We start from the raw sequence: 17,918 nt of genomic DNA on the forward strand, positions 1-17,918 counted from the left end.
AAAAGAAAATATGATCTGCAGATTTGTGACACGAGAATCATTGATAGAAAGAGGAGCATTTTCACTGCCCTAGATTACTGCGTAAAATATAATTTTGACGAAGTAATATCCTCGTGTTAAAATAAAAACTGATTTCTCCCTAGTTAATGCATTTTTATTTTTATGGAGGTGTTTTCAATGGCCGATGAACGCAACCGCCGACTTTACGACCGTATTGATGAAAAAACGGCTGAATTGCCGTGGTATGTCCGAGAGTACGTCGACAAGAAAATGCGGACGATGTCGCCGAGATCACTGCTTAATTACTGCCATGATTATTTAATCTTCTTTGACTGGCTGCTCGCTGAAGGTTTTTTCACCGGCAAGCGCACAGAAATTCCGCTGGATTGTCTGGAGTCGCTGACCCCGCAGTCTGTGGAAAATTTTCTTTCCTATTTGCAATTTCGGCTGCATAATGACAAATTCACAATCAACCGCAAGCTTTCCGCACTGAAATCACTATTCAACTATCTGCAGAACGTCGCTGAAACACCCGATCTCAAGCCCTATCTGCTGCGCAATGTCATGGCTAAAATTGCTTTTAACAAAATAAAAGAAGACCAGGAAACAATCGCCCAGAAAATGGCCGGAAAAATTCTTTGGAATGATGAATACGAACAATTTCGCTGTTTTGTCGCCCGCGACTACCGCGATGTAGTAAAAGATAACCGGAAGCTGCTTCATTTCCACAGCCAAAACGCTGAACGCGACACAGCGATCGTTTCCCTCATATTAGGGTCGGGACTCCGCCTTTCCGAAGTCGTCGGCCTGGATGTCAGCGATGTTGACTTCAAAAAACGAATGGTCCGTGTCATTCGCAAGGGAAACAAGGAGCAGTACGTCTTTTTCAGTGAACAGGCCAGCCTCGATCTTGAGGATTATCTGAATGTCCGCGCTAAAAAATACCATCTGCCGTCATCCAATAAAGCCTTATTTGTTTCTGCACCCATGGGTCCAAAGGATACAACACGGCGGCTCAGCCCGCGGGCCATTGAAAATCTGGTAAAAAAATACGCAACGGCTTTCGGCAAACCGTCGCTGTCGGTACATAAATTGCGGCATTCTTTTGCGACACGCTATCAGGCCGAGAATAACGATATTCCGAAGCTGCGCCGTCAACTGGGGCATTCGTCCGTTCAGACGACGATGATCTATACACATTTGTCTAACGATGAACTGAAAAAAGCCGTGGATCATATGGACGATCACTTCGACAATCAGGAACCGTTTCCCGAAGAAAAGCAATCGGATTAACGGGAGACGGATTCCCTTCCCTCTTTTTCTCAGTCCAGTTTACATAATATAATTTATGTACTCTTTAATTAACCGTTTTCTGAATGCCGCCGCGTGCCAAAATAATCTTCGTCCGCTCGTCAAGCTCTTCCGGTAAATGCCGAAAATCAAAAAATTTCAGCTCCAGGCTCTCACCGTCATTCATCGCCAGTTCCCCCGTCGCCCTGTTCGTTTCATAGGCAACGATTACATTAAAGACTTCATCATCATTCGGATATTTAAAATAAAATTCCCGGCCTGAAAAAACGGCAACAAATACCAGCTCTTCTGTGGTCAATCCGGTTTCTTCAAATAACTCGCGCCTGGCGGTCTGTTCAAACGACTCACCGAGTTCCATGGCACCTCCCGGCAGCCCCCACTCTTTTGTATCCGACCGTAATTGAAGCAATATTTCTCTCTTATCATTGAAAACCAGGATGGTTGCCCCTGCGATAATTAGCGGACGATGTCCGATCAGCTCCCGCAGTTCCTGAACATAATCCATGATGAACCCCCTCCTCCATTGAGCGGCTTGTTCTTATATATCTTTTATATCTTTTATTTATGTCGGCAGAACTGTTTATCTGCTCCGTTTTATGATCTTCCCAAAGCCGCCGGTTTTTATTTTGGGAGGAGAATTGTTTTTCGGTATTGAAATAGTTGAACTCTTGGGTGCAACTTTATTGGAACCGGAGCCGCTGTTTGCTTTAAAAATTTTCCCTGTACTCTTTTCAACAGAACGGACAGCCTGCCCCATATCTTTTGAAACGCTCGTTCCTATTTTCGACAGTGTACTTGAAACGGTATTTGAATTGCTGCCGGAATTGCTGCGCCGGATGATCGATCCCGTCGTCTGCTTCGTTATCGGAGGAATCACCTTTTTCTCCTGTACCGTCGGCCGGCGGTATTTCGATGCGGACGGATAGGTTTTGCTGTTTGTATAGCCCCGATAATTTCCTACAGCGTTCTGACCCAGTTGAAAGATCTGATCAAGCAGAACCGCCGACAGATATCCCTTCAGAAAAGATGAACTGTAGTTATTGTCTACGAATGCTTTGTTGCTGACCTCAATCACGGTATTGTTCGGGTTCTTCTTGTCTTTTTGAATATCATAAAGCTCATTGGAATAAACCAGGAACATTTGCTGACTGTCCGTCTTAGACATCTGTTCCGGTTTCCTTTGACCGCTTAATTTTTTGGCCACTTCCGGAACGGTCTGGTTATCGGCCTGATAGATGTACGACTCCTGATTGCCGTTTTTAGAGACGGAGAGCAGCGGATAGCCGCCGACAGCGGACTGCCCGGAACATCCGGCTAGTATGGAAGCCCCAAGTACCAGAACCAGGACGATTTTTAAGGCGTTTGACAATTGTCTGAACATGCTCAACGCTTCTTTCTGCTCATGACTTCATGATTGAATGATTTTGACTTCCATCGGCAGCACAGTTTCCCCTTCATATAACATAATCCGGCCTGCCTGCCATTCAATACGCAGCAGCTTGCGATCGTCAGATTCAAAATCCCAGAGATACCGTTCATCCGAAGACGGAAAAGAGGTATCCCCTGACGCATGAGCCGCGCCGACTGCCTGATCTCCCATATGATACAGAGTCCCGTCCATTTCAATCGTCGTTGGAACTTCACTGATATCTTCGAGGCGGCCATCGATAGCTTCAAAGAGTGCCAGATCCAATGTTTCCCGCTTGGCTACCTGCATATATTTGACCGTGCTTCCGTCCTTTAAAGTTAAAAAAACCTCCTGGCGCTGCGGGAAAAACGTTCTGCCGGCCACCGTATAACTTGAAAATGAGATATCGACAATATCGCCTACCGACAACGTGTAGGGCGTCTTTTCGACGATTGCCGGTTCCGTTTTTTTGACTAAGTTGATGATTCGGCGAAAAACTGACATTATTTTCTCCTCTCAATCTGCCTTAAACTGCCTTAAAAATTTTGGCCTCGTACCCATAACGAAGCCTTCTTGTGACGGCGTGACAGCCGGAACAGTTTCATGCCGGACGCGGCGCTTATGTTCGGCCGCTCAAACTGGCTTGCCGTTTGGCCGTTTGTTTGATGGTAAAAATAAAGCCGGCAGCCGTCTATTAAAAATCTGTTCGGCATGCCGGCTCTCCGCTCGCTTATTTCTTGTTGCCTTTGGGCCCTTTTACTTTTTGTGCTGCTCGATCAGCCGGGCAAGCTCATCTTCCACTTTTTTATCCTTGCCCAGGTTCTCAAACTCTTCATCTATGGACTTGTCTTTTTTGTAGACTTCGCCGCTTGCTTCCGCCTCGGCTTCCATCTGCAATGTCTTCTCTTCCATGCGTTTCAGACCGGCCATTGCTGTGTTTGAATCAAAGCCTGACATAGTCTCGTTAATATTTTTCTGCGCCCTTGCCGCATTGACCCTGGCAACAAGCGTTTCCCGCTTGTCTTTGAGTGCAGCGACTTGTTTGCGCATCTCGTCAAGCTTCTCGCGGAGATTTTCCGAAGCCGCCTTGTTTTGCTCATAACGTTCCTTATATTCATTCACTTTCTGTTCGGCATGCTGTTTATCTTCAATGACTCTTCTCGCAAGATCAAGATTGCCCTCCTCAACGGCAATATGGGCCTGTTTCTCACGTTTTGCGACCAGTTCGGACTGTTCTTCATAAAGAGCCTTGAATTTTTTCTCAAGAGCAATTTGCGCCGCAACGCTTTTTTCAGCATCCAGTACGTCTTCCTGCATATCACGCAAGTACTGATCCGTCATTTTGATCGGATCTTCCGCTTTTTCAATCAAAGCATACACATTGGAAACGGCTAAATCGCGCAATCTCTTAAAAATGGACATCCAATTACCCTCCGATTCAGTTGATCTCATTTTTTATTTCTGAAAGGCAAAATCAAAAATGACAGATCACTTTTCATGGCCTTATATTCTTATAATAACGCCTTTCCGCAAACGATGAAAAGCCTTTTTTTGTCTTTTTACAAAAGCTTATGCCATTGTTTGTCTGCATTCATTTAATCGAAAACGGTGTCTGAATAATGAGCGTATATCAGGCATTTTCCTATAAAAAATATCGGCAGACGGCCACAGACAGAATCGCGCTGCGGACTGTCATATATCAAGAAACTCGCCGTCCCTGATCTCATGAAGGGCACGGTAAAGATCGCCGGGCACATGCCCGGCAAGCATGTCGATCGAATCATAAACTTCCAGCCGGCGGATATCCGGAACATCCTCTTCTTTAGAGATCTGAATGCTCTTTTTATTTTCTCCCGCGAGCCTCTCCATAATCCTTTTCTCAAGCTCCCGTTCAATTGATTGCTCCAAAGGAATTTTTTTCTCCTCGGTGATTAGAACGGCGTAACGCCCGTGCACCGTTTCATAAACAATATAATTCGTCATCCGTTCGTCGGCATCGTCATAAACACTGGCGGATGCCAATTCCCGGCCGATAAATCGTTTCCTTTTATAAAAACCGTTTTCTCCTTCTAATACATCCACCTGCTCAAATCCCTTTCCCTCGCCAATTTTGACAAAGTAACGCAGCGCCTGAACAATGGTAGCCGACAAATTATTTCCCGAAACTTTCTGAGCTTGATCAAAAACCTGCAGATCGGCATCCGGAACATAAATCGTTTTATTCGGCATGGGCAACTTCCTCTCATTTGGGATTTGGATCTAAACTATTCAGATTATATTTATAAATATACACGATATATACGTATAATGGAAGGAGAACATATGTACATTGTCTGCATATGTATGCGCAATTTATATGTATAAGCCGATATGCCGAGATTATTTATTGACGCAAAGACCGGCCGGATGATTGCCGACATGACGGACAAAGTCTCCTGATCCATCTTCCAATCCATTGATTCGTTTACGATCCATTCTTCAGAATTTCTATTTTGAATTCGAAGCATGTTACGTTAAAAAAAAGAGCGGAGATGTGGGAAGATCGGATTGGAGCAATTTGTCGATCATAAAATAATTATGTAAACTATGCAGCTGTTTTTTAAATGGAAAGCACACCCTTAGTTAAAGCATTGCTGCCCTGTATTTAACAGCAGCCGGAAGATCCCGGCCCCGTCAATGACCGGTCTTCTTTCCGGATATTTTTGTCCGGCTTATTTCCGTTCAAGGGTTTAATGATTTTTCTTCCTCCGCAAACTGTTTGATCCGTTTTTCAATGCCATCCCGGACACGCTGAAATACGGCCTGCTTTTCTGCCTCTGTGCCCTGTGCCTTTGCCGGATCCTCGAAGCCCCAGTGTTCCCGCCTGACCTGTGAGAGGTCATCGGTCACCGTTTTCTTCTGTATCGCCGCACAAAGTGACGACCCGATAAGCCTGATTGAGCAGGTTCCTGTCGATCAGCTTGGATGTTTGCTGCGAGATATCAATACCTGCTTCTTTCATTGCCTCTACAGCATTTGGATTGAGCCCGTGTGCCTCAATGCCGGCCGAACACAAAATGATGCCTGGGCCCCGTTTTGAATCGCCGAATAAGCGAATACACAAATTAAACAAACGTTTAATTAAAACAGTGCAGATCCTCTAATCGATATTATTGGGCAAATCGGCTTTTCCATCTGCCTATTCCTTATTCACGATTCACTTTTTTCAGCAGTTTCAATAATTGTTTTCGTTCCTTTTTTGTCAGTGTCTGAAACAATGAGGCCTGGAACGCTTCTTGCATGGGCAGAATTTCATTGAACAGGACTGTCCCCTTTTCGGTAAGCGACAGATACTTTGTCTTCCATTCCTGTTCCCTGATAATATATCCGGCATCTTCCATCTTTCGCAGGATCTGTGTAATATTCCCTTTTGTTACCATCAGTTTCTCAGCCAGTTCTTTCTGAGAAAGGCGGGCATGGGAACCGATCAGAGTCAGGACATCAAACTGAGCACTGCTCAGATGCCACTCTCTTAGAAATTCATTAGACCGCCGGAAGCGGCTGATGTATGACCTGGACAGATTAGACCAAAGCCGTACACCCAGCCGTTTTTCTTTCACTGAAAAATGTTCCTCTTCTTCCTGCACCGGTTGCTCCCTCCTCCGCCCTGCTCATTTCGATTTCTAACGAACGCTTTGATTAACATCAGTTTATATGTAAACCTATTATTTGATCAAATCATTTGCCCGGCTTCCATGGTCAGCATTGCTGGACAAAAGAAAAGGCCGAAAAACAAATCCTTTTCAAAACGCTTCGCCGCCGGCGCTGCCCCGTCGCTCAACTTTATTTTATAGAAAATATCTTTCTATTTCACTTAATGGATTAATAGAAGATCGGCTTTTGCTTAAAATTCATCACGGCGTTCATTTGGAACAGACAAGGGTAAATATTTTAGGAATGCCGATGTCGCTGATTTTCATATTGGGTGCTTCATCCAGCCGTTCGACACGCAGACCGGCCTGTGCAAATGCCGTGACAATTTCGCCAAGCGTCCATTCCCGGAGATAAACCTTATTCTGCAGTTCCTCCGCCGACGCCAGATGTTTGCTGAAGGCCACCGCCCGTTCCCGGGGCTTCTTGTCAAAATAATTGCCAAAGACGACCTGTTTCTTTCCGCGGGTCGTCACCAGCTTCATCGACACCGGATGAAATTCCTGGAGTACCAGCTTTCCGCCCGGTTTCAACAGCCGGTAGATCAGAGAAGCAAGCGGTTCAAGATCGACGAAATAGTGCAGCACACCCAGTTCCATAAGGACCAGATCATTCTCCGGTTTTTGGATTTTATCCGGGAGATTTAAAACATCAGAGACGATATAGTTCAGGTCGACATGGAGTGCAGCGGCCGTTTGTCTGGCATAGGCCGCATTTTCCTCCGATATATCCGCCACCGTGACGCTCGCGCCCAGTATTTCGAGCGCCAGTGCTTTACCGCCGTGTGAGCCAAGCAGATTGATGATTTTTTTCCCTCTTGGATCGCCGATATAGGCAGCCAGCTGCGCCAGTCTGCCTTCCGGATCACGCCTGATTTTTTCAGCGGCCTGCTCCGGCGGGCCAAAGCGCTCGACCCACGCTTTGTACGCTTCGTCGTTCCATGCCCGGCCATTTTGACCGGCAGCAGACTCCTGCAGCCTGTGAAGATATTTTTTTATTTCAAGATAAACGGGATCGTCTTTCTTCAGAACATATAAAAAGGAATCGACAGATTTGACAAAAAGAGCAAAACCGCTGAAAAATATCCTGAGACGTTCGGGATCTGTCCGGATCACTTCGCCGTGCCTGCAGACGATTCTGAAAGAAAAACAGTCGATTTTGAACAGAAATGAAGTCTCCCTTCCTCTTTTTTCAACGGCGCCCGCTCCATAGCTATGAAAAAGCCGCTGAATCTCAGTCATTGCATCCCACTGTACGGACAGCCGCGTCTCCGATTTTTCCCGGGGCCGGGCCATGACGCCCTGAACAACAAGTGCTCCGATCCCTTCCAGCGTATAGGGTACGCCCGCCTGTTCGATCAGACTGACTGCAGTCGTGACGGCGTTTATCCAATCTTCCTGTAATGTATGTTCGTTCATTCATAGGTCTCCTAATCTTATTGTTCAGCCGTGCTTTGGTGCTTCAGCCGGTGCCGGTCACGGATCAAAAATTCTTCTCGGGGCAGCAAGCTTCGCACCGTCTCTCCGCCCCGATCACACACCTTACGATTATAAGTCAGATGGCGCGGGATAACGTTCAGTTACTGAAGTGCATCATAAAACCAGCCACTGCTCTCCATCGAGTGACTGGTTTGCCATCCAATTATTGATCTATTTTCCTCAAATCAGCAGTAAAAAATCCGATCGCTATTTTTTACTTTGAAAAAAGCTCTTCGGCACTTGAACTGTGCATCGGCTGTGTCCGTGAATCCGGATCAATATAGTGCTTCGCGTTGTTGACAGCCGTCGGGGCTTCGCCAAACCCGCTCGCAATCAGTTTTACTTTTCCGGGATAGGCAGCTACATCGCCGGCAGCATATACGCCTGGAATATTGGTCTCCATTTTGGAATTGACCACAATCGAATTTTTATCTAATTCCAGGCCCCAGTCCTTAATCGGCCCCAGTGCGGAAACAAAGCCGTAATTAACGATTAGATCATCAAGCGGAAGATTTTCTTCGCGGGTCCCTTTGACTTCAGAAACGATCAGCCGTTTAATGACTCCGTCCGCTCCCTCAATGGCTTTCGCCGTAAACGGGGTCAATACCTTAATCGAAGAGTCCTTCATCCGCTGAACGGTTGTTTCATGAGCGCGGAATGCATTGCGCCGATGAACGATCGTTACTTCGTCCGCTATCGCTTCCAGCGTATTGGCCCAGTCAACGGCCGAGTCTCCGCCGCCCAATATGACAACTTTTTTGTTCTTGAATTTCTGAACGTCATTAACGTAGTAGTGAAGGTTCGTCTGCTCATACTTCTCGGCGCCTTCCACCTTCAGCGGCCTCGGTGAAAAGGCTCCGACGCCCGCAGCAATGATAACCGTTTTTGTCCGGTGACTGGCTCCCGATTCGCTCTCAAGAACGATCGTGCCGTCATCCATTTTATGCAGTGCATTGACATTCTCGCCAAGTATCATCGTCGGATGGAACTGTCCGGCCTGACCGATGAGACGCTTTACCAGATCTTTTGCCTTGACTCTCGGAAACCCGGCAACATCAAAAATATCTTTTTCCGGATAAAGCGTCCCCAACTGACCGCCCAGCTGCGGAAGATTTTCAATTATTTTTACCTTCATCTGGCGCAGTCCGGCATAAAAAGCGGTAAAAAGACCCGTCGGACCTCCGCCGATAATCGTTACATCATACAGAGCCTGATCTTCAGTCAAAATAACCCCTCCAGAATTTATTTTAGAAATGAACTGCTCCATATTTCGCCTCAATCAAAAAAAGAAAAACACGGTTTCCGCCGGATTCAGAAAAGATCGCACCGTCTTATCTGCCCTCTCAAGAGAACGGATGGCCGACCTTGCGGCAGGACCGTCCGGTGAGCCGGCTCTTCAGCATAAAACCGCTTCATCTGCAAGTCCTCACCTCTTAAAAAATAAAATATCATTGCTCGCTGAAAAAAATCTGAAAGACTGAAGGCATTTTTATCAAAATTGGATGGTTCTCTCTCATACAGCCCACTCTAAATAATAATAAACCATTCTGACAAGGGAGGTAAACAGATGAAACTTACATAAAATTTGCTCCTGCCCGGAAAATCAACCCGTCAGCGTGAAGAAAGCAGAAGCCGGATCCGTCCCTCGGCCAGATCGCTCCCGGCAGCAGCTGCAAACAGACCGGAGTTAAACGATCCGATCCTGGCTATGATTCGAAACATTTTTCCAGATTTCAATAACATCGCCATCCTCATCCTGATCGACAACAAAGGAACCGTTATTGTACCGGTCGGACAGGCGCATTCCGGCAACATCGACGGCCACGATTTTGCCCTTTTCAGTTAAGAGCTGAACAGAGTCTTCGGAAGACACGAGTTCAATGCCGGCAATACGATGCGGCCTCGTTTTCAATTCACGAAGCAGCATGAGGCCGCGCCGTGCGCGCGAACTTTTTTCCAGCTGCCCGTCCAGCGGCATTTTCTTAACGGCTCCCCGATCTGTGGCAATAAACAAACCGGGAGACGTATTCGTTGAAAATACGGCGCTGCCGGCGACTCTGTCTTCTGCCTTCAGTTGGATCGCCTTGACGCCGGCAGCTCTCAGGCCGACAGTGCCGGCGTCATCTTCAGAAAAACGCAGACCATAGCCGAGCCGGGTGGCGACAACGATCTCCGCCTTTCCGTTCGTCAGAAATGCCTGAAGACATTCATCATCCTTTTTCAGTTTCAGTGCGGTCAGCGGCTTTGAATAGCGCTGGGCTTTATACTCAGCCAATTCTGTACGCTTCACCGTACCAAGCTTCGTAATAAAAGTCATATAACAGTTTTCCGTATGAAAATCCGTTACAGGAACTGCCGCAACAACCTGTTCATCCGCCTCGACGGCTACCAGGCTGGCCACATGCTGGCCTAATTCCTTCCAGCGTTTGTCCGGAATTTCGTGGACCGGGATGTAAAGATAGTGCCCCCTGTTTGTAAAGACGAGCAGCGTATCGGTCGTATTCATCTCATGCTGAAAGAGTACCCGGTCCGTTTCTTTCATGGCAACGGCATCTTCACTGCTGGCAGAATAAGAGCGCAGGCTGGAACGCTTAATATATCCGTGTTTGGTCAGTGAAACAACGACATCCTCGGCGGCGACCATGACCTCCAGATCGATTTTTATTTCCTCGATTTCATTTTCAATGGTTGTCCGCCTCGCATCGGCGTACTTTTTTCTGATCGCAGTCAACTCTTTTTTGATGATGGCGATCAATTTCTTTTCAGAAGCGAGAATGCCTTCCAGCCGTTCAATGGTCTTTGCGAGTTCGGCTTCCTCTTTCTGCAGCGTTACGATATCGGTATTGGTCAGACGGTACAGCTGAAGATTGACAATCGCTTCGGCCTGCGCCTCACTGAAGCCAAACGCTTCGGACAGATTCAATTTGGCATTCTTTTTGTCTTTGGACGCGCGGATCACGCGGATCACGTCGTCAAGGATGGAAACGGCTTTGATCAGGCCCTGAACGATATGCTGGCGCTCTTTGCTTTTATCCAGCTCATACTGCGACCGGCGCCGGACCACTTCTTTCTGATGCTCAACGTACGCCTCAAGGATCTCCTTAAGGCCGAGCTGGCGCGGAGCCTTATGATCGATAGCGACCATATTGAAATTATAGGCAATCTGAAGATCGGTATTTTTAAAAAAGTAATTCAGAATGCCCTGGGCATCGGCATCTTTTTTCAATTCAATCAGGATGCGCATTCCGCTTCGGTCCGTCTCATCGCGGACTTCCGCAACGCCTTCTACTTTGTGGTCGAGCCGCAGTTCATCCATCTTTTTGACAAGCTGTGCTTTATTGACTTCATAAGGGAGTTCAGTAATGACAACCTGCTGTCTGCCCGTACGCAGAACTTCGATTTTTGTACGGGCACGGATCACGATCTTGCCCTTTCCGGTCCGATAGGCCTTTTTAATCCCTTCAATCCCCTGGACAATGCCGCCGCTCGGGAAATCCGGCCCCTTTACGACAGTCATCAGATCGTCGACCGTGCTGTCTGGTTTCTCCATCAGCATGACAGCCGCATCGATAATTTCAGCAAGAGAATGAGGAGGAATCTCTGTTGCGTAACCGGCCGAAATCCCAGTCGATCCATTAACGAGCAGGTTCGGGAACTTCGAAGGGAAAACAATCGGTTCCTCCAGTGTATCATCAAAATTCGGCACAAAATCGACCGTTTTGGCATCGATATCGCGCAGCAGTTCCTCGGAAATGCGGGACAGCCGGGCCTCTGTGTAACGCATCGCTGCCGGCGGATCGCCGTCCAGGCTGCCGTTGTTCCCGTGCATTTCGATCAGAGGCATCCGCACCTTCCAATCCTGGCTCATCCGGACCATTGCTTCGTAGACCGGCGCGTCGCCGTGCGGATGATAGTTGCCGATGACATTGCCGACGGTCTTTGCCGATTTGCGGAACGGTTTGTCGCTCGTATTCCCATCGCGCAGCATCGCAAATAAAATACGGCGCTGTACCGGCTTCAGACCATCCCGGACATCCGGAAGCGCGCGTTCCTGAATAATGTATTTACTGTATATGCCGAAGCGGTCGCCGATGACTTCTTCCAGCGGCAGATCGAGCAGTTTTTCGCGTTTTGCCATCTTTACTCAGCACCTTTCACGACTGTCAGGTTCTCATTTTCCAGGATGTTCGTCTCTTCGTCAAGGCCGAACGCAACATGCGATTCAATCCATTTGCGGCGCGGCTCGACCTTATCGCCCATCAAAGTGGTCACCCTCCGCTCGGCATAGGCCTGATCATCAATCTTCACACGGATCAGCGTCCGCGAATCCGGATTCATCGTCGTCTCCCAGAGCTGATCCGCATTCATCTCACCCAGGCCTTTGTAACGTTGGATGGTGTATCCCTTTCCGATCTTTTGGATCGCTTCTTTGAGGCCCTGATCATCCCAGGCGTACTCAAGCACTTCCTTTTTCCCTGTTCCCCGGCTTACCTTGTAAAGAGGCGGCAGGGCAATATAGACCTTTCCCGCATCGAACAGCGGCCGCATATACCGATAGAAAAAGGTCAGCAGCAGTACCTGGATGTGGGCTCCGTCATTATCCGCATCGGTCATGATCACGATTTTATCGTAATTGCTGTCTTTGATTGAGAAATCAGCCCCAACGCCCGCTCCGATTGCATAGATCATCGTACTGATCTCTTCATTTTTCAAAATATCTTCAAGCCGCGCTTTTTGTGTGTTGATCACTTTTCCGCGCAAAGGAAGGACAGCCTGGAACTTACGGTCCCGTCCCTGTTTGGCGGAACCGCCGGCCGAATCGCCTTCCACCAGATAGAGCTCGTTGCGGTCTGCATTTTTTGAAGAAGCCGGTGTCAGCTTCCCGCTCAGAAGAGACTCCTTCCGCCGCGTTTTTTTGCCGTTTCTCGCTTCCTCGCGCGCTTTGCGGGCAGCAAAACGCGCCTGCTGGGCCCGGACGGCCTTTCTGATCAGCATTTCACTCGTTTGCGGATTTTCTTCAAGATAATAGGACAGCTGCTCGGAAACGACAGTATCGACGGCCGAACGGGCCTCGTTCGTCCCCAGTTTTTCCTTTGTCTGGCCCTCAAACTGAAGCAGCTGTTCCGGTATCCGGACCGAGACGATGCCCATGAAGCCTTCGCGGATATCGCTGCCGTCGAGATTCTTATCTTTTTCTTTCAGCAGTCCCGACTTTCTGGCGTAATCATTGAAAACGCGTGTCAAAGCCGTGCGGAATCCGGACTCATGTGTTCCGCCGTCCTTTGTCCGGACGTTGTTGACAAACGAGATCAGATTTTCCGAATAGCCGTCGTTAAACTGAAAGGCAACGTCGACTTCCATATCGTTTGCCTTCCCTTCAAATGAAACGACCGGATGCAGGGTATCCTTATCTTCATTCAGATAAGCAACGAACGCTTTCAGGCCCTCCTCATACTGATACGTTTCCTCTTTTCCGGCGCGTTCATCGGTCAGGACGATCTTCATCCCTTTCTTCAGGAATGCCGATTCGCGCAGCCGCTCGCTCAGAACATCGAATTGAAACGCTGTCGTGCTGAAAATAGAAGGGTCCGGTTTAAAATGGACCAACGAACCGCTTTCCCTGGACGTTCCGATTTTTTCAAGAGTCGAGACCGGATGGCCGCCGCCTTCAAAACGCTGCCTGAAAATAGAACCGTCCCGCCAGATCGTCACTTCAAGCCATTCGGACAGAGCGTTGACAACAGACGATCCGACGCCGTGAAGACCGCCGCTCGTTGTGTAGCCGCCGCTCTGTCCGAATTTTCCGCCGGCATGAAGCACGGTAAATATGACTTCGACCGTCGGCTTGCCCGTCCGGTGAATTCCCGTCGGCATGCCCCGTCCGAAATCGCGGACACTGATGCTGCCGTCCTTATGGATTCTGACAAGGATCTCGTTGCCAAAGCCCGCCAGAGCTTCATCAACGGCATTATCGACAATCTCATAGACGAGATGATGCAGCCCCCGCGAATCCGTCGATCCAATATACATGCCGGGACGTTTTCTGACCGCTTCGAGGCCTTCCAGAATTTGAATTGTGTCATCGTCATAGGCCGGTACCTGTCTTGCCAAATAAAAAACCCCTTTCGCCGCCTGATTGACGGCTGTTTTCCGTTTCAGGCGGCATCATTCTGTCTTTATGAAAAAAGAGAGCAATATCCTTTAATAAACGTATTTCCCGTATTAATGATTCAGTCTGTAAATATCGCTGTACTTCTCCGTCAGATAACGGATCAGATAGTCGGGATTGGGACCCTCGTCCGTCGCATCGTTCAGAATCTCAAGCGGTTTCTTGAGGCTGCCGAACCGATGAATGTGCAGGCTCAGCCAGTTCGTAATGGCCGCAATGTCTCCGCGGCGGACGTGCTCGTCAAAATCCGGAAGTTCACGAAGCATGGCATGTTTGAACTGAGCCGCATACACATACCCAAGCGCGTAGGACGGAAAATAGCCGAAATCTCCGCTTGGCCAGTGGATATCCTGAAGCACGCCTTCACGGTCATTTTTCGGCTCGATGCCGAGATATTCCTTCATTTTCTCATTCCATACCCCCGGAAGGTCCGCGACTTCCAGATCTCCGTCGAACAGCGCCTTCTCAATATCATAGCGCACCATGATGTGCAGCGGGTAGGTCAGTTCGTCCGCCTGTGTCCGGATAAAAGAAGGATGAGACTGATTAATGGCCCTGTAAAAATTATCAAGCGAAACATTGTCAAACTGTCCGCTTGCATAACGCTTCAGTTCTTCATAATGATATTCCCAGAAAGCCTTGCTGCGGCCGATAAAATTCTCGAAGAACAGCGACTGCGATTCATGGATGCCCATCGACGTGCCCTCGCAGAGCGGCGTTCCGACCAGATCGCGGGAAATATGCTGCTCATAGATCGCGTGCCCGCCTTCGTGAATCGTTCCGAGCACGGCCGCGATAAAATCGTTTTCCCGATAATGGGTCGTGACGCGCACATCGCCGGGATTCAGGGTTGTTTCAAACGGATGCTCCGTCTCGTCAAGCCGGCCCGCCGCAAAATCGTAGCCGTTTTCACGCAGAATGTGCAGGCAGAATGCCTTTTGTTTTTCGGCAGGAAAGCGGACGGCTAGAAAACCGCTCTCCGGCCGATTGCCTGAGGAAGCAATGGCCTGGACAAGCGGAACAATCCCCCGGCGCAGCTGATCAAATATCCGGTCGATCGTGTCGGCGGTCAGTCCCGGTTCATAGAGGTCGAGAAGCGCGTCATACTTATTTGTCTCGACGCCCCAATACTGGATAAAATGCCGCTTAAAATCTACCATTTTTTCAAGATAAGGACGAAGCAGCGAAAAATCGCCCTTTGCCTTGGCATCTTCCCAGACACTCTGTGCCTGCGACTGCAGAACGGTATACGCCTGATTTTCTTCCGCCGGTATCTTTACATAATGATCGTATGTTTTTTTTGATTTTTCAATCATTCTCCGGGTTGCCTGACTCAGCTTATTCTGTACCGCCGGATCCGTCAGGGCATCGATGTACTGTTTCATTTCCGCAGAAACAGACCGTTTGAACACTTCATCCGCCAGCGTTCCGACAACCTCCGAACGCTGTGCAATTCCTTTTTTCGGAGCGCCCGTGCGCATATCCCATTCTGCCAAGGCAATCGCTTCATTAAAATCCATAATTTTTTTAACGTATCGATAATAAGCTTTCACTGTTTCTTCAATCGGCATCATGACCCCCGACCTTTCTCTTTTTTGTTAAGAAGAATCTGTAGTCTATTTCTCTTTTCAAAAGATAATGTCCTGCTTGCAACAAAATCGTCAAAGTTCTTTATAGTGCAATATCCGTTTTTATCGGCCGGCCTTTCTAAAACAATCGAAAGCTTTTTTTGGAAGCGGGGCGTCCATCAGAATTCAGTCATTATCGTGACGGTTCTGCTTCTCTCGGCCTTTTACGCCCGAAGTACTGATAATAATCCGTACGGATACGGCCATTATACAGTTTCCGTTTCTTTGTCGCTTTTCTGCCGAAAAACGTTTCAAAAGCTTCAAACGATGAAATGAAGTAAAAAGACCAGGTCTCATTTTTCCGGAAAAGCTGTCCGAGATCGCGGCAGATTTGTTCAATCTGTTCCCGCTCGCCCATCCGTTCCCCGTAAGGAGGATTGCCGATCAGGCATCCGTAATCCTGTTTTGCCGTAAAGTCGGCCACCTGCATCTGTTTAAAAGTGATCAAACCGCCCAGGCCCGCTTCCAGAGCATTATGTTCCGAAAGCTCGACCATATTATGGTCAATATCGCTCCCCAATATATTGAGCTGTCGATCGTAGTTCGCCTGATCTTCGGCCTCTTCACGGGCAGCCTTCCACTCGTTGTTCCGGAACATCGGCCAGTTCTCCGAGGCAAACGAGCGGTTAAACCCGGGCGCAATGTTCTGCCCGATCATCGCCGCCTCGATCGGAAGGGTCCCGGAACCGCAAAAAGGATCGGCAAACGGGCGGTCGGGCGTCCAGCGGCTTAAATAAATCAGCGCACTCGCCAGCGTTTCTTTTAAAGGGGCGGCGCTGTGCAGCCGGCGATAGCCTCGCTTGTGAAGCCCTTCACCGCTTGTGTCAATGGACAGAATGACCTGATCCTTGTCAATGGCAACCTGTATTTTGAAAAGAGGGCCGTCTTCCGTAAACCATTCCCTGTGATAACGGGTCTTCATGTTCTCAGCGACCGCTTTCTTCACGATCGCCTGGCAATCGGGGACACTGTGCAGCCGGGATTTATGCGATTTCCCTGTGACCGGGAAAGCAGCGTTTTCCGGAAGAAAATCCGCCCACGGCAGGGCTTTCGTCTGTTCAAAGAGACTATCGAAAGTCAGCGCTTCAAACGCTCCTACTTTCACTCTCACCCGATCGGCCGTCCTCAGCCAAAGGTTTGTCCTGCAAATATCAACCGGATCTGCAGCAAATGTAATCCTGCCGTTCTCAACCGTCAGATCCGCATAGCCAAGTTTTCTGAGCTCATCGGCAGCGACGGATTCAAGACCCATTGCCGCCGTGGCGATCAGAGACAGACTTTTTGCCATTGCTTCGCCCTCCCAAGCAGCCTCTTCGTTCTAAAAAAGTTCAGCGCCTTTCCCGGCCCCCAACTTTTTATCGGCAATAAAAAAAGCCCGTAAAGGGCTTTTCTTTTAAAAAATGCATTATTCATGTTCTGTAAGCCATGTTCTGTACTTTCGCACTCAAACGGAGCGGTCGCTCCTCGTACAAAAGCGGCAATCATCTATCTACAGAATCATCTGTCCCTTTTTCCGTTCGATTCCTTCCAAAGGGTTCCTCTACCAAGTTTGAGTTTCCCGCTCGAGGGGTTTACCGCGTTCCACTTCTTTCGTTTCCGAAAGAGATCGTCACTATGGCACTTTCAAGATTACTGAACCATATCCCCCGGAAGGGACACAGGCCGTTCATCTGCCGTTAGCCCGGACAGTTCCGGACTACCCTGGCTTATGACTTCGCCAGGCACGAACACTACGATCATCACAGATCGTGCGAGCATGGACTTTCCTCTATATTCTCAAGGAATACAGCGATCACCCGAACACAAACAATGTCACAGATGTACATTATAATCCATTTTTATAAAAGAATCAACCCTTGTTCAACAATCGTCTCTTTTATTCATCGAGACGGTTGCCAAAAACGTGCTTTTCAAGATTAGAAAGCCGTTTCAGAATATCGTAATTCGTCTGTCCCTGGTTTTCCGGAGGAACCGGCTGCTCTCTCTGTGATTCTCCACGCGAAAGAAGCTCGCTTTTCAGTCGTTTGTTTTCTTCGCGGAGGCGCGAAATTTCCCCATTAAATATATCGTAGTCACTGATTACCGCATCCAGGAATTGATCAACCTCATCTGCCTGATATCCGTGAAAAACTGTTTTGAATTCTTTATGCAGAATTTCATTTTTCGTCAGTTTGACCGTTTTTTGATCTGCCATTCTGAACCATCACCCCAAAGTTCGAATCTAATTACATTAT

At 48.3% G+C, this 17,918-nt stretch carries 14 protein-coding genes, 1 other RNA gene and 1 pseudogene; 1 reads left to right on the forward strand and 15 read right to left on the reverse strand.

Features of this window, described 5'->3' with window-relative positions; translation table 11 throughout:
• Positions 1-177 precede the first annotated feature (177 nt).
• On the forward strand, positions 178-1,293 hold the full coding sequence (gene xerS, locus OYT88_RS09360) for a tyrosine recombinase XerS (protein WP_274399527.1): 1,116 nt from the start codon (positions 178-180) through the stop codon (positions 1,291-1,293).
• Between the two features lie 64 nt (positions 1,294-1,357).
• Here xerS and OYT88_RS09365 read toward each other — a convergent pair whose 3' ends face one another.
• From OYT88_RS09365 to gpsB, 15 genes and pseudogenes are all read right to left on the reverse strand, one after another.
• Positions 1,358-1,816, reverse strand: coding sequence for an NUDIX hydrolase (locus OYT88_RS09365; protein WP_274399528.1), 459 nt, complete (start codon positions 1,814-1,816; stop codon positions 1,358-1,360).
• A 75-nt stretch (positions 1,817-1,891) separates the two neighbouring features.
• On the reverse strand, positions 1,892-2,692 hold the full coding sequence (locus tag OYT88_RS09370) for a DUF4247 domain-containing protein (protein WP_274399529.1): 801 nt from the start codon (positions 2,690-2,692) through the stop codon (positions 1,892-1,894).
• A gap of 27 nt (positions 2,693-2,719) precedes the next feature.
• Positions 2,720-3,223: a DUF4178 domain-containing protein gene (locus tag OYT88_RS09375; RefSeq protein ID WP_274399530.1), complete on the reverse strand. Its 504-nt coding sequence runs from the start codon at positions 3,221-3,223 to the stop codon at positions 2,720-2,722.
• A gap of 252 nt (positions 3,224-3,475) precedes the next feature.
• Positions 3,476-4,141, reverse strand: coding sequence for a PspA/IM30 family protein (locus tag OYT88_RS09380; protein WP_274399531.1), 666 nt, complete (start codon positions 4,139-4,141; stop codon positions 3,476-3,478).
• Between the two features lie 270 nt (positions 4,142-4,411).
• Complete coding sequence (locus tag OYT88_RS09385) at positions 4,412-4,948, reverse strand: EXLDI protein (RefSeq protein ID WP_274399533.1); 537 nt, start codon at positions 4,946-4,948, stop codon at positions 4,412-4,414.
• Positions 4,949-5,440: 492 nt separating this feature from the next.
• Positions 5,441-5,768 (reverse strand): annotated as a pseudogene (locus OYT88_RS09390) (arsenate reductase/protein-tyrosine-phosphatase family protein); the annotation flags it as partial.
• 136 nt (positions 5,769-5,904) lie between these two features.
• On the reverse strand, positions 5,905-6,345 hold the full coding sequence (locus OYT88_RS09395; RefSeq protein WP_274399535.1) for a MarR family winged helix-turn-helix transcriptional regulator: 441 nt from the start codon (positions 6,343-6,345) through the stop codon (positions 5,905-5,907).
• Positions 6,346-6,621: 276 nt separating this feature from the next.
• Positions 6,622-7,827: a class I SAM-dependent methyltransferase gene (locus OYT88_RS09400; protein WP_274399536.1), complete on the reverse strand. Its 1,206-nt coding sequence runs from the start codon at positions 7,825-7,827 to the stop codon at positions 6,622-6,624.
• Positions 7,828-8,101: 274 nt separating this feature from the next.
• On the reverse strand, positions 8,102-9,112 hold the full coding sequence (locus tag OYT88_RS09405) for an NAD(P)/FAD-dependent oxidoreductase (protein ID WP_274399538.1): 1,011 nt from the start codon (positions 9,110-9,112) through the stop codon (positions 8,102-8,104).
• 462 nt (positions 9,113-9,574) lie between these two features.
• The gene (parC, locus tag OYT88_RS09410; RefSeq protein WP_274399540.1) at positions 9,575-12,025 is read right to left on the reverse strand and encodes a DNA topoisomerase IV subunit A; all 2,451 of its coding nucleotides are present in this window, start codon (positions 12,023-12,025) and stop codon (positions 9,575-9,577) included.
• Between the two features lie 2 nt (positions 12,026-12,027).
• The gene (gene parE, locus OYT88_RS09415) at positions 12,028-13,998 is read right to left on the reverse strand and encodes a DNA topoisomerase IV subunit B (RefSeq protein ID WP_274399542.1); all 1,971 of its coding nucleotides are present in this window, start codon (positions 13,996-13,998) and stop codon (positions 12,028-12,030) included.
• A gap of 111 nt (positions 13,999-14,109) precedes the next feature.
• Entirely contained in the window at positions 14,110-15,627 is a 1,518-nt protein-coding gene (locus OYT88_RS09420) for a carboxypeptidase M32 (protein WP_274399544.1), read from the reverse strand.
• A gap of 190 nt (positions 15,628-15,817) precedes the next feature.
• Positions 15,818-16,972, reverse strand: a complete 1,155-nt coding sequence (locus OYT88_RS09425; RefSeq protein ID WP_274399546.1) for a THUMP domain-containing class I SAM-dependent RNA methyltransferase — start codon at positions 16,970-16,972, stop codon at positions 15,818-15,820.
• Positions 16,973-17,098: 126 nt separating this feature from the next.
• An RNA gene (rnpB, locus tag OYT88_RS09430) (RNase P RNA component class B) lies at positions 17,099-17,488 on the reverse strand.
• A gap of 72 nt (positions 17,489-17,560) precedes the next feature.
• A complete protein-coding gene (gene gpsB, locus OYT88_RS09435) occupies positions 17,561-17,878 on the reverse strand; it encodes a cell division regulator GpsB (RefSeq protein ID WP_274399547.1) in 318 nt (105 codons plus the stop codon).
• Positions 17,879-17,918: the final 40 nt, after the last annotated feature.

Origin of the sequence: Sporolactobacillus sp. CQH2019, from assembly GCF_028765345.1 — a bacterium.
Classification (GTDB): domain Bacteria; phylum Bacillota; class Bacilli; order Bacillales; family Sporolactobacillaceae; genus Sporolactobacillus.